Raw genomic sequence first — 12,306 nt, 5'->3', positions numbered from 1 at the left:
TAAGTGAGCGCTATATTAAATAACGCTATCACAAACTAATGAATATATAGCTTTTAAATACAACTGCCGTTTTATATCACTGGAGCTGATTTTTTAAGTTCCTAACACCAGCCCCAACCTGAGTTTACACACCTAAACAAGGTATTTTAACCACAGCATTTTTTGTATTTTTTATTACTGCCACACGAACATGGATCATTACGTTGTGGTGTTTTTTCAAAAACTTGAGTAACAGGTTTATTAAGCACAATATCTAAAGGAGTAATATCTTCAGCAAGCGTACTATCAACACGAATATCTGCAAATAAATCATTAGCTATCAAAATAGCGTTTATTTCAAGCTCACGTGCAGCGCTTTGCACCTGTAAAACGAGCGGATTTTCTTCGCTACCAGGTTTTACTTTCGGTTTAGGCTGATAAGTACCTTGATTATTTTTACCCATAATATCGGGCTTACCACGATAGAAAAATTTTGACACCTGCGTTCCTAACTGTCATTTAAAGCAACTCACCGCGAGTAGCTAAAGGCTGCGCAGTCTAACAGAATTTAATGCTGTTAGCGCGCATCTTTAAAATCGATAATGAAGCTAATAAACTTTAGTCGTCTTCAGGTGCTTGTGCTGCTTTTATTCGCTCTTGGTTTTCTTGCATTTGCTCAAATGCAGCTTTGATTTCATCAAGCACTGAATCAACATCAGCCTCAGCATGGTTATCTGCAACCTCACCGTAAAGAACAGTTTCTGCTGTTAATTCACCCGCTTGATACAAAGCCCACATTTCTTCACCAAAACGCGTATCGAGTATTTCTGGTGCGTACTGCCCGTAATACAAGCGCATGTTGCGTACATCACGTAAAAACATTTCTTGCGCATTGTTATTCGCCGCCGCATTTACTGCCTGCGGTAAATCAATCACCACCGGACCGTAGCTATCTACTAACACATTAAATTCAGACAAATCACCATGCACAATACCCGCACATAGCATTAAGCGAATGTAATGAACCATAGTCGCGTGATCTTCAATTGCCTGCTCAGCAGTTAAACTCACATCATTTAAACGCGGCGCAACATCACCATCATTATCGGTGACTAAATCCATGATCAGTACACCATCGTAACAACCATGAGGTTGTGGTACCTTTACGCCAACCCGAGAAAGCGTGAAAAGCGCATCTACTTCCGCATTTTGCCACACGTTTTCTTGTTCTTTACGACCAAACTTAGAGCCTTTTTCCATCGCACGACCGCGGCGACTATTGCGTACTTTACGTCCTTCTTGGTATTTTACTGCTTGTTTAAAACTTCGGTGTTGTACATCTTTGTACACTTTCGCACAGCGAATATGCTCGCCACAGCGAACCACATAAACCGAGGCTTCTTTTCCACTCATTAATTGGCTGATGACTTCATCAACGATACCGTCTTCTATTAACGGTAAAATCTGTTTTGGCGTTTTCATGACACTCTTATACCGTACTTAGGCATACCTTGTAATCTTCTCGCAAACTATTTTATCTGACAGACCCTTACGTTAAAGCAAAAGCAGACGAAAACCAATGCTAATAAGCGCACAATTGACCTTATCAAGCATGTTAAAGAACAAAAAACTTGACTAAATCGGCTAAATCCACAAACTGCGAAGTTAACAGCCCAAATTATACTTACTTTATATGAATTCAGAAATACGCTATCGCTTTCAATCTGGTCAAATCGCTAATCGTTTTTTAAACGAATTAAAGCATTGGCCTGTCGCCCGGCTAAAAACAAAACTTCTTAATGGTGGTTTTGACGTTAAAGTAAATTATCAATTCGATGGCGCGGGGTTTGATTTCACTTGCGCAGAACTTGATGAATTAGCCGCAAAACATGCCGGTGAAGAAGTTAGCTAGGTATATTAATCATACAGCAATATACATTTTGAGTTCTCTCAGCTATGTTATTAAATCTTAAATCAATAACATATAGGCACTGCAATGAATAACCCACATTCAGATCACATCCCTCAAGAAGCCTTTGATTGGTACGATGAATACGCTCATGGCAAAATGGATAGACGCACGTTTATGAAAAAACTTGGTGGCTTAGTCGCCCTTGGTTATTCAATGACAGTGCTCACGTCAGCGTTATTACCAAATTATGCCTTAGCCGAACAAGTTTCGTTTAATGATGAATCAATTAAAGCAACTTACCAAAGTTTTGATTCTCCCAATGGTCATAACAAAGGACAAGGTTATTTAGTAGTGCCAACGCTATTAAAGGGCAAGCGCCCGGTAGTCTTAGTGGTGCATGAAAACCGAGGCTTAAACCCCTATGTAAAAGATGTGGCCCGTCGTTTAGCCAAAGCGGGTTTTGTCGCTTTTGCACCCGATGCGCTATTTCCGCTAGGTGGTTATCCGGGTAATGATGACGAAGGGCGAGCCATGCAAAGCTCAATGGATAAAGAGAAAATTCAAAATGATTTTGTTGCCGCAGCCCACTATTTAAAATCACACCCACTCAGTAATGGTAAACTTGGTGCCGTTGGATTTTGTTTTGGCGGTTATATTGTCAATTACCTCGCTGCGGTTGATTCATCATTATTAAGCGCCGGAGTACCATTTTACGGCACACCCGCCAACGAAGCTCTGCGCAAAAATATTAAAGCCCCGTTAATGATCCAATTAGCCGAGCTTGATGAGCGCGTAAATGCAACATGGCCTGACTATGAGCGCGATTTAAAAAGTCTCAATGTAGATCATAAAATGTATATGTATAAAGATGCCAATCACGGTTTTCATAATGACTCAACGGGCCGTTACGATAAACCGAATGCAGAACTTGCATGGCAACGAACTTTAGCATTTTTTGAGCAATATCTAGTTTAATTGCACCTTGATTAATTGCATAATGTTAGTGCCAAGCATAATAAGCTAGCACTAACTTCACTCAATATTAAGTACTTCAGTTAAGAAAAATCACCGACTCTATGACTAAATTTTTTCTCCTAAAATACATCGCTTTTTTTAGTGGATGTGTTGCTTGTTTTACCCTTCATACACAATTTGCAGTGCCTGCGGTTATTGCATCTTGCCTAACCGGACTTATTGGCAGCTTTATTCCTTTTCCAAAACAGTATGCAAATCATCCTTACGCAGCTGTTTATGCTGGTAGTTTTGCTGGAATGTGCTCTCAGGGGTTGATTAATACCTATTGGGAATTAGCAATTATTTCATTTATTGGGGCTATTTTATACGTACTGACGACTAAAGTGTTTACTGGCTTTGGTGGTAAATTAGGAAGTATTGCCTTTATTAGTGTTGCTTTGTTTGTATTAGCTAAAGGGCTTGCGGCATGAGTTTATCATCGGTAACACTTGCTTTACTTGGCGCGTTTTTGACCTTTTATTTAGCTAAGCATAACCGTCTAGATGCGATTAGAGCATCAGCAATTTTAGCTATTATCGCTTACCTTATTTTACTTACCACCGAGTTCAACGCAGAGCTATATAGCAGCATTTTTTTTGGTGGCACATTTATAGGCATGAGCGCACCAAAACGCTTTGGTATTTACACGCTGTTTTCTGCCAGTGTTATTTTTTCGATTTTGTTTGATAATTTAGTGCCTTACCTTAGTAATTTTGGCGGAGCTTTGGGCATAAGTGGATTTTTGTCGATATGTGTCTGCCAAATAGCGATTGTACTAGGCGCTCCTCGCAGTAAAAAACCGCTTTAGATTGGCTAATCAAACTTTCAGTTTAAGTTAAGCTTTCCTTAAGTATTGCCTTCTATGCTGAGTTTAAATTACTACCACACTGCGCTGAACAGACTCATGTTCAACGCAGTCATTAAACTCAGGCACTTATGAAACGCATCATCTTAACTAGCTGTTTATTTTACTGCTGCTGTAGCAATGCAGAGACTGCTAACTCACTCGAGTCCATATCGAGTTGTAATGCTATTGAGCCCCAGCCTGCGACCATTGAACCAAATGCACCGCTTGGTGAAATAATTATCAAAAACAATCCAATTTTTGATCCGCATTCACCTGAAACCACAGCCTTACATCGCTTTATTAATTGGTTACATATTGATACTCGTAAAGCAGTTATTCATGAGCAGTTACCATTTCAGATAGGCGAACAAGTCGATGACACGCAATTAAGAGAAGCTGAGCGTATCCTGCGTAAGAAAAAATATATTCGCGACGCAAAGATCAGCACAACGCCAAACTGTAATGACAACAATGACCAAGCCGTAATTGTTGAAACATGGGACACCTGGAGTTTATTACCAACCATTGATTTTGGTCGCAGCAGCGGCAATAACAAGTTCAGCATTGGTTTTAAAGAAGAAAACTTTTTAGGCTATGGCGTACGCGCATCAGTAAAATATAAAACAGATCACGAACGCAGCGGTTATCATACCATGCTGCAAATGCCTGTGCCGTGGCAACCGCATGCGACATTGAGCTTGCAAGCCGATGACTATGACGATGGACAAGTTTTTATGTTTGACTATCAACAACCTTTTTATCAACGAAGTAGTGATGCTCTAAGACGTTATTATGCTAAAACACAACAACAAAAAACCTCTATATATCAAAATGGCGAAACTCGCTCTGAGTTTTTTTCTGATGATACACAAGGGCAGCTTGCAGTAGGTGGCGTATGGTCACAAGACAGCAGCGCAACAACGCATTGGCTTACGGGGATTGATTATCAAGACACCCGCTATGATCAAGTTGCCAACACACCGCTTCCCGCTAACTTAAATAACTTTACCATTGCAACACCTTGGCTTGGTGTTCACTGGATACAAGATGATTTTACCGTACTTCAAGACATCGACCTTATCAATCACAGCGAAGATATTAACCTTGGCTGGGAATTAAACGCCAAATTTGGTGCTGATATGATTAATCCCGGTGAAGGCTTTATTGTTGAAACGGGGATCGACAAAGCCTGGGCGAGCGATTCATCCACCCTGTTTAGATTTAGCGGCGGCTTAAATGCCAAAATTGGTACTGAACTTGAAGATCGTGTCGCTTTATTTTCTAAAGGGCAAGTTAACCTGCGTCTCTCCCCTTTATTTGCCTTATATGGTCATATAAATGCACAGTGGCAAAATACCGAATTCGCTGAACAACCACTTGCTGTAGGTGGTGAAGAAGGTATGCGCGGCTTTCCACAAAGCTACCAACATGGCACACAAAGTATACAAGCTAGCGCAGAGATACGTATATATCCAAACATAAATTTATATCAAATTGCCGATGTAGGTTTTGTGGGCTTTGTCGATGTTGGCCGTGCCTCTGGCAAAGTGCAAACACCTAATATCACTGATAGTACGCTTAGTAGTGTTGGTTTAGGTATTCGTCTGTTCTCATCGCGCTCTAGTAATGACAACGTCGTACATATTGATTTAAGTAAACCCCTTGGTAATTACCAAGCGGTCGACTCATGGCAACTTGGATTATCGGTGGGTACAACGTTTTAATTTGTATCGACTAGATTTGTTACATAAAATTAGTCTATAACATATTTAAATGTGTATTTTTTATAGCGATCGCAAGTAAGATAAGGCATCGGCAAAACAAAAATGTCGATGCTAAAGATCATTTAAAATGTCAGTAAATCCGATACAGAACAGGAAGTTTATGCCAAATCGTTTATTTATATTAAGTTGTATAGCACTACTAAATGGCTGCACAACGTTAAGTCAAGATGAGTGTAAAGTCGCTAATTGGCAAAGTTTAGGTTATGAACACGGCGTAAACGGTGGTGATTATGCCGATGGCATAACAAAGATCGCGACGTGTAACGATTACAATATTACCCCAAACATAGCACAATTTAAAAGTAGCTACGAAAGTGGTTTAGCGGTGTATTGTCAACCTGAAAACGGCTTTACTCTTGCTATGCGCGGAGTCTCGTATAACGGTGTATGTAACAGTCGTGCATTTCGAAAAGCGTGGGAAGAAGGTAACGACCGTTATCAAATTCAACAACGTCGTATAGAAATTGATAACCGTATAACCGAGCTAAAACAACAACTCTCTGAACTTAATCAGCAATTAAACAGCAATAACATCACGCAAACGCAGCGTAAAGAGCTAAATACACAGCAACGCCAATTAGAACGTGAGTTAAAGGACTTAAGACGCGAAAAATCCTTATTACCACTATTGAATAAAGCCTCAACAGTTGAAATTACCTTTCCTTAATTACCTTCTGCCCAGCCTGTAATAATAGGGCTGGGTTAATACAAAAAGCGAAAGCAAAATTCAGATTAAAAAAAAACACTGTAATTTATGTGAATAAGTCTTAACTTGAACTGTCAAAGCAAGTCTGAGCCAGTAAACACTGCTCGAGTTTAACTAATTCTGACAATATATTAAGAGCTTTATAGTAGCGATGAAGCCCTCACGCAGAGAGCTTTGAATCCTTATAAAAAATAATGCGGCAGAGCACTAATATTAGCTGAAAATTAAAGAAACATACCGCCAGACGCTTCAATTCGCTGTCCCGTAATCCAGCCGCTGTCTTCACTAAGCAACATGGCAACGGCTTTACCAATATCGTCAGCCTCCCCAACCCGACCCTAAGCGGTAACAGATGCCACCATTTGGTTCACTTGTTGGTTGTCACGCACATTACCACCGCCAAAGTCTGTCGCAATAGCACCGGGTGCCAAGGTATTTACGCGAATTTGTCGGTTTGCGAACTCTTTTGCCATATAGCGTGTCATGACTTCGACTGCACCTTTGGCCATCGCGTAGGCACTTGAACCTGGCATACTAAAACGTGCCAAACCTGAAGAAATATTGAGAATATGACCGCCGTCTTTAATATGCGGTAATAATGCTTGCGTTAAAAAGAAAGGTCCCTTTACATGGATTGCCAGCATATTTTCTAGCTCTTCATAAGTGGTTTCTTCAACACTTACCCGTAAACCTACGCCAGCGTTATTTAACAAATAATCGAAATCGCTTCGTGCAAATTCATTGGTCAACAATCCGTCAACCTGACTAACAAATTCAGGAATGGCATCAAAATCGCGCGTATCCAATTGAAGGGCAAAGGCTTTTTGGCCTTTTTGTTGAATCTCTTCAATCACATCTTGTGCCGCTTGAACATTATTGTGATAAGTAAAAATAACGTCTATGCCTTTGTCAGCTAACGCTAAAGCACTGTTTCTTCCTAACCCACGGCTAGCACCAGTAATAATTGCTAATTTATTCATCACTCTCTCCAATCTATTCTGTAACAATTTTAAAACCTTAAACCATAGCGGCTCTGACCACGTAGAACAGAGTAGATAATTTATTGTGTTCGATATACATGACAAAAGTGATAACATTGTTCGGATAAAACAAACAAAGGTAGAAGATGTGGACAAATTTGAAGCCATGCAGCGCTTTGTATTGGTTGCTCAATTTGGCAGCTTTACCAAGGCAGCAGACGCGCTTGGCCTGCCAAAGTCAAGCGTATCAAGTGCTATTCAAGGGCTTGAAAGTGAATTAGGCACGCGGCTTTTTCATCGCAGCACGCGCAGCGTCACCTTAACTCAAGACGGCGAGACTTACTTACCACAGTGCCAAGTACTGCTCGCCGAGTTAGACGCTTTGGCAAGCCAGTTCCAACGTAACTCTGATGATGTTCGCGGGGTACTCAGAGTCGACATGCCTAGTCGTTTTGCCACAACGGTTGTCATTCCGCATTTATCCGACTTCCTCGAAAAATACCCCAACATACGCCTAAAGATCAGCAGCGCAGATTATCGAGTTGATATAATTAAAGAAAGCATTGATTGCGTCATTCGAGTGGGTAATCTTGACGATAGCAGCCTTATCGCTCGCCCATTAACGCTGTACCGAAGCGTAAATTGTGTGTCGCCAAGCTATGTTGAAAAATATGGTATTCCACAGAGTCTTGCAGAATTAGCCAATCATAAACTGATCGAATATTCTCATACGCTTGGTAATCTCGATGCCCAATTTGAATACATGGAAGGCGACAAGGTAAAACAACAATCCATGCCAAGTAGCCTAGCGGTTAATGGCACAGATGCTTATTTAGATGCTTGCTTAGCAGGGCTTGGCATTGCCCAACTCCCCGCGATTGGTGCAGAAAACCTCATCAAGAAAGGCCTACTAATTTCTGTCCTACCTCAATTTGAAGCCGAGCCAATGCCGGTGTCTTTACTCTATTCATCACGTAGACAACCAACTAAACGCCTAACTGTATTTATGAATTGGCTGCAATCAATCACCCTAGCAAGGTAATAAAAGTCACAGCGCTTTGGGTCACGTTATTGAACACATCTATTGTGAAAACCGCCTTGTACTTATTCCAAAAAGGTTCACTTGAAAATATTTTAAGAACTAAATTTTTTACGTAGACTCACTCTCAATATAATTCACTGCTTCCCAGTTAAGGGCACTATGAAATATAAACAGCATTTTTGAAATCTTGAGGGTTATCGCTCACAGCCGTAATATCGGCAAAGTGGTAGAAGCGGACATTGATGATTCTTGATGTGTGAAGTCAAGATTTGACCCCTCTGGCTTTTAATTAAAGATTTTGGCTTTAAAAAACACTACAAGCTTAGCGGCAAAGTCCATTATGTTTGTTTTTTCAACGGTCAGGTGATAAATGTTTATGACCGTTTTGGGCGTTAGTTTCCCTTTTAAGATGCGAACTAGACTGACAATTTATCGCAAAATCAGTTTAACTGACGTGACTTCGAATGACGGGCATTGGCACAATGTTCTCGTATGGTTCTGAATGACGTACGGCCGCTCTTGCCGTTTTTGCGACTGTCAGCAAGCAAATCTTGCATGTCTCATTATCTATTAGCCGACCATAAAACTTTGTAACGTGAAACTAAGTTTATTTGTTAGATAGCGCTCCTCCAGGTTACTAAATTATTAAACAAAAAAACGGCTCAACATGAGCCGTTTATTGTTGTCTGTTACATCAATCACAATTGGCTGATTTCCTGCCCCAACTCAAACTTGCTATCGGTGACTATTTTTTCAAGCACTATCACTCTTTTAGCCAGCTGCTCTACCCTTTTCTGCATGTTATTCACCGCTTCGGTATCTGTGTCTTTTTGCAGCGCTAATATCTTCTGATTGACCTCAGATTTGTAATTAAAATAATTACGCACAAAGATGATAATTAAAATCGGTGAGGTAAGGGCTAGCATAACTAAAAATAATTCAAACATAGTGGTTCTCCTAGTAGCTGTTTTGAGTGGTTAGTTCTGATTGAGGTTGTGAATTAACATCGCCATTGTTGCGCCATAGTGTTTTAAAGGCTATTTCCCGTATTTTCCCTTTACGCACCAGTATATGCACATAAATTATACTTAGAATAATGGCAGTGGCCTTGAAAAGGTTGCCTTCTAGGTCACCAGCGGCGCCGCCTGACATGCCAAATATACCGTAAGCTGCATTCATGAAAATATGCATAAACATAGGAAACCAAATGCGGTATCCACATTCACAATATAACCACGCAAACCATGTTCCAGCGATAGTTGTGATGGTTAGCGCCATAACAACAGACATAACATCATGCCCTTGGTAAATATGCCCTAGACCAAAAATAACCGAGCTAATTAATGCGGCAGGAATAAATCCCCAACGACAAAAGTGAAATAACACCCCAAATAACGCTGCCCTAAAGATAATTTCTTCAAACAACCCAGCATATACTGAGCCGGTAATAATGCCAGGCAGTGAGAGGTCTAATTCGGTACTTAAGAATGCATACCCTAAGGTCATAGGCAAACAACAAGCTACAGCTGCCAATAAGTAGTGCTGACTGCCAGACACGTTTACACCTATTACGTCATACCAAGGGTGTTGTTTAAATAATAAGACCGCCACTAAGACAAGTGGCCCGTAGATAAATAGATATTTCGCCAAGGTGTGTAAAAGATAAGTTTGTTGATCTAGGTTAAGTAATACTTCGCTCCAACTCTCGCCCCAAAAATCACGCATAAAATAGTGACAGAACATAAAGGTGGTTAATAATATTAGTGATTTGATTGTGTGATTCATAGTTACCTGCTTAGTAAGAAATTCAAAATTCGAGCTAAGCATGCCAAGCCCAATTCATCATGGCGATGAGTTAGGGCTAAAGCTGATTATTTAGGGTTTAGTGACAAAAATTTGCGGTGATTAACAAGCCTTAGGGGCGAATGACAAGGCCTTTTTTGTTGCTTCTACATAGGTTCTAGAGACGGGCACTACCAAATCGCCAGCCTGCATAGTCAATTGCAAACCACCGGCGTTACCTTGCCATAACTTAACTAAACCAAGATTTACTGCATAAGATCTATGACAACGTACCACCTGAGCGTCAGCTGGAAGCTGTTTTAACAGTTTGGTTAACGAGCCGCGCAATAACTTACGACTGCAATTTTCATCTTCGAGCATACCAAGCTCACAATAATTATCCGCAGATTTGATAAATAAAATCTGCGACAAACTGACTTGTACAATGTCATCTTTATTGTCACCTCTTAAGGTTATTTGTTTTTCTAAGGTTAGCGTAGCGTTTTTCGCTTGGCTTGACTCAAGGGCAATTGGCTGAGACTGAGTAATAGCAACTGAATGTCGATTAACTAAAAACATAAAAATAATCGGAAACAAACCAATGGCTAAAATATAAAAAACAAACAACAATTGATTCTGCCAATGCCAAACACCTAATATGGCCACCACAAAATAACTGTGATTAAATACCGCTACAAAGCCAATATACAAAGTAGCAATAAGGCCTTTTCTAATGTGGCTATTTAACCGTCTACGGCTTAATAATATCTCTATGAACCCAGCCAGCAATAAAGCACAAAAAGTCACTAAACCATAACCAGACAGACGCAGATATTTATAGGAAATAGTATCGCTGTGCGTGCCAAAAGGTTGAAACAAGAATAATATTACTAAGGTGACCACAGAAAATAGCATCGCTCTTTGAATAAGCGTTTTTTTTGAGTCCAAATCATCCTTAAGCCACAACTTCACTATTTATACACCTTCTGAAATTTTCGACCGTTAAAATACCACAGTTCTACTATCTGCTTTTAAGGTTTAGATAAATAAACAATTTACAGACATTCGACCTTATCTAAAAGATGCCAAAAAACCAAAAGGGGTCAAATCTTGACTTCAGACATCAAACAATCCCGAAGTTTTTCTAATTGTAATTCAACCTTCTTATCTTCAATCATTAAGGCATTTAATCTACCGACAGTTTTTGATATCGCCGAATAGTGTTTAACATTAAAAACATCTGCTAATGCCTGCAAATTTAATCCCGTTAAATCTTGGCATAATTTTATAGCAAACCAGCGTGGTAAATTTTTCTCTTTTCGCCCCTTTTTAACCGTTATAATCTCATCAACTTCAACATTAAAGTGTTTAGCTAAGTAAGCTATAACATCATCTGCTGAGCGTTTTTTACTAACAAGCTTTCTTTCGCTATCTGATTTAGCAATATAGTCTTTTATGTTTTCAATAAAGTCCTCACAACCCAAAACCGACAATAACTTTTTAGCACTATAAAAAGCGCTTATTTCTTTATTGTTTTCATATTCAACAAATTGCTTATAAGCAGCATATTTACGCTTTTTGCCTTGCAGCGAAAATATAAAGTCTCGAACGAGCCATTTAGGCGTCGATCCCCTTCTAATGAAAGCTGGATAACTAGACCATTTATACTTAGCAAGCTCTTCTACCAACGGTATGTTCGTTTCAATTGGGTTACGATGAATATACCGACTAACATGCAATAAATAGTTATCAGCATCCACCAGCACCGCTTTGTAGCGCCCTCGAAACAGCGCACCATCGGTGTTATGTACTCTATTAAAGTATTGGGTGTAAAGGCCATTAATATGCTTCATGGCTCGGCCTAAATTTGCATCAGGGGTTTTGATTAGCAGGTGGTAATGATTGGTCATTAAACAATATGAATGCACTTCAATATTAAAGCGAAAACTTGCTTGCTCAATACAATGTAAAAAATACTTAAAGTCGTTATCACTTAAAAAGATATTTTCGCGCCCTCTCCCTCGATTCATTACATGATAAAACGCATTTTCATACTCTATTCGCAGCGGCCTAGACATAGTAATTCACTCAATGAGTAGTAAACTATAAATCTAGACCCTTGATGTCTGAAGTCAAGATTTGACCCCTTTTATTATTATACTCTATTCGCAGCGGCCTAGACATAGTAATTCACTCAATGAGTAGTAAACTATAAATCTAGACCCTTGATGTCTGAAGTCAAGATTTGACCCCTTTTATT

13 protein-coding genes and 1 pseudogene are annotated in these 12,306 nt (G+C 39.7%); 7 read left to right on the top strand and 7 right to left on the bottom strand.

Annotated features, from left to right (window positions below; genetic code table 11):
* Positions 1 to 146 precede the first annotated feature (146 nt).
* Positions 147 to 479 carry a PBPRA1643 family SWIM/SEC-C metal-binding motif protein gene (locus H5180_RS18145; protein ID WP_145237663.1) on the bottom strand — a complete coding sequence of 111 codons (333 nt, stop codon included), beginning with the start codon at positions 477 to 479 and terminating at the stop codon, positions 147 to 149.
* A gap of 118 nt (positions 480 to 597) precedes the next feature.
* Complete coding sequence (locus tag H5180_RS18140) at positions 598 to 1,461, bottom strand: PA4780 family RIO1-like protein kinase (RefSeq protein WP_145237666.1); 864 nt, start codon at positions 1,459 to 1,461, stop codon at positions 598 to 600.
* Positions 1,462 to 1,672: 211 nt separating this feature from the next.
* On the opposite strand from H5180_RS18140, the gene H5180_RS18135 reads away from it, so the two are divergent.
* The 6 genes from H5180_RS18135 (at position 1,673) to H5180_RS18110 (ending at position 6,203) form a co-directional block, all read left to right on the top strand.
* Complete coding sequence (locus H5180_RS18135) at positions 1,673 to 1,891, top strand: hypothetical protein (protein WP_182758779.1); 219 nt, start codon at positions 1,673 to 1,675, stop codon at positions 1,889 to 1,891.
* A gap of 84 nt (positions 1,892 to 1,975) precedes the next feature.
* On the top strand, positions 1,976 to 2,866 hold the full coding sequence (locus H5180_RS18130) for a dienelactone hydrolase family protein (protein ID WP_182758778.1): 891 nt from the start codon (positions 1,976 to 1,978) through the stop codon (positions 2,864 to 2,866).
* 101 nt (positions 2,867 to 2,967) lie between these two features.
* Positions 2,968 to 3,336 (top strand): hypothetical protein, encoded by a 369-nt coding sequence (locus H5180_RS18125; RefSeq protein WP_182758777.1) that lies wholly within the window; start codon positions 2,968 to 2,970, stop codon positions 3,334 to 3,336.
* Complete coding sequence (locus tag H5180_RS18120; RefSeq protein ID WP_182758776.1) at positions 3,333 to 3,713, top strand: hypothetical protein; 381 nt, start codon at positions 3,333 to 3,335, stop codon at positions 3,711 to 3,713. The genes H5180_RS18125 and H5180_RS18120 overlap by 4 nt, the downstream gene beginning before the upstream one ends.
* A 128-nt stretch (positions 3,714 to 3,841) precedes the next feature.
* The gene (locus H5180_RS18115; protein ID WP_182758775.1) at positions 3,842 to 5,476 is read left to right on the top strand and encodes a hypothetical protein; all 1,635 of its coding nucleotides are present in this window, start codon (positions 3,842 to 3,844) and stop codon (positions 5,474 to 5,476) included.
* 160 nt (positions 5,477 to 5,636) lie between these two features.
* Positions 5,637 to 6,203, top strand: a complete 567-nt coding sequence (locus H5180_RS18110; RefSeq protein WP_145237681.1) for a DUF2799 domain-containing protein — start codon at positions 5,637 to 5,639, stop codon at positions 6,201 to 6,203.
* Between the two features lie 263 nt (positions 6,204 to 6,466).
* Here the strand turns inward: H5180_RS18110 and H5180_RS18105 are convergent.
* Positions 6,467 to 7,222, bottom strand: a pseudogene (locus H5180_RS18105) (SDR family NAD(P)-dependent oxidoreductase).
* 148 nt (positions 7,223 to 7,370) lie between these two features.
* Here H5180_RS18105 and H5180_RS18100 point away from each other — a divergent pair.
* Positions 7,371 to 8,264: a LysR family transcriptional regulator gene (locus tag H5180_RS18100; RefSeq protein ID WP_145237687.1), complete on the top strand. Its 894-nt coding sequence runs from the start codon at positions 7,371 to 7,373 to the stop codon at positions 8,262 to 8,264.
* Between the two features lie 698 nt (positions 8,265 to 8,962).
* Here the strand turns inward: H5180_RS18100 and H5180_RS18095 are convergent.
* The 4 genes from H5180_RS18095 to H5180_RS18080 form a co-directional block, all read right to left on the bottom strand.
* On the bottom strand, positions 8,963 to 9,211 hold the full coding sequence (locus H5180_RS18095; protein WP_145237690.1) for a hypothetical protein: 249 nt from the start codon (positions 9,209 to 9,211) through the stop codon (positions 8,963 to 8,965).
* A gap of 10 nt (positions 9,212 to 9,221) precedes the next feature.
* Positions 9,222 to 10,049 (bottom strand): CPBP family intramembrane glutamic endopeptidase, encoded by an 828-nt coding sequence (locus tag H5180_RS18090; RefSeq protein WP_182758774.1) that lies wholly within the window; start codon positions 10,047 to 10,049, stop codon positions 9,222 to 9,224.
* Between the two features lie 120 nt (positions 10,050 to 10,169).
* The gene (locus H5180_RS18085; protein WP_145237698.1) at positions 10,170 to 11,018 is read right to left on the bottom strand and encodes a LytTR family DNA-binding domain-containing protein; all 849 of its coding nucleotides are present in this window, start codon (positions 11,016 to 11,018) and stop codon (positions 10,170 to 10,172) included.
* Positions 11,019 to 11,149: 131 nt separating this feature from the next.
* Positions 11,150 to 12,124, bottom strand: coding sequence for a transposase (locus tag H5180_RS18080; protein WP_182758773.1), 975 nt, complete (start codon positions 12,122 to 12,124; stop codon positions 11,150 to 11,152).
* Between the last annotated feature and the right edge of the window lie 182 nt (positions 12,125 to 12,306).

This window comes from Pseudoalteromonas sp. SR41-4, assembly GCF_014163985.1.
In the GTDB taxonomy this organism is placed as follows: Bacteria; Pseudomonadota; Gammaproteobacteria; order Enterobacterales; family Alteromonadaceae; genus Pseudoalteromonas; species Pseudoalteromonas rhizosphaerae.
This window is presented reverse-complemented; position numbering and strand designations above follow the sequence as displayed.

What these genes read in the sequence shown, in the direction of transcription:
- H5180_RS18140 (WP_145237666.1), bottom strand. Translation starts at nt 1,461, where the DNA reads ATGAAAACGCCAAAACAGATTTTACCGTTAATAGAAGACGGTATCGTT.
- H5180_RS18135 (WP_182758779.1), top strand. Translation starts at nt 1,673, where the DNA reads ATGAATTCAGAAATACGCTATCGCTTTCAATCTGGTCAAATCGCTAAT.
- H5180_RS18130 (WP_182758778.1), top strand. Translation starts at nt 1,976, where the DNA reads ATGAATAACCCACATTCAGATCACATCCCTCAAGAAGCCTTTGATTGG.
- H5180_RS18125 (WP_182758777.1), top strand. Translation starts at nt 2,968, where the DNA reads ATGACTAAATTTTTTCTCCTAAAATACATCGCTTTTTTTAGTGGATGT.
- H5180_RS18120 (WP_182758776.1), top strand. Translation starts at nt 3,333, where the DNA reads ATGAGTTTATCATCGGTAACACTTGCTTTACTTGGCGCGTTTTTGACC.
- H5180_RS18115 (WP_182758775.1), top strand. Translation starts at nt 3,842, where the DNA reads ATGAAACGCATCATCTTAACTAGCTGTTTATTTTACTGCTGCTGTAGC.
- H5180_RS18110 (WP_145237681.1), top strand. Translation starts at nt 5,637, where the DNA reads ATGCCAAATCGTTTATTTATATTAAGTTGTATAGCACTACTAAATGGC.
- H5180_RS18095 (WP_145237690.1), bottom strand. Translation starts at nt 9,211, where the DNA reads ATGTTTGAATTATTTTTAGTTATGCTAGCCCTTACCTCACCGATTTTA.
- H5180_RS18090 (WP_182758774.1), bottom strand. Translation starts at nt 10,049, where the DNA reads ATGAATCACACAATCAAATCACTAATATTATTAACCACCTTTATGTTC.
- H5180_RS18080 (WP_182758773.1), bottom strand. Translation starts at nt 12,124, where the DNA reads ATGTCTAGGCCGCTGCGAATAGAGTATGAAAATGCGTTTTATCATGTA.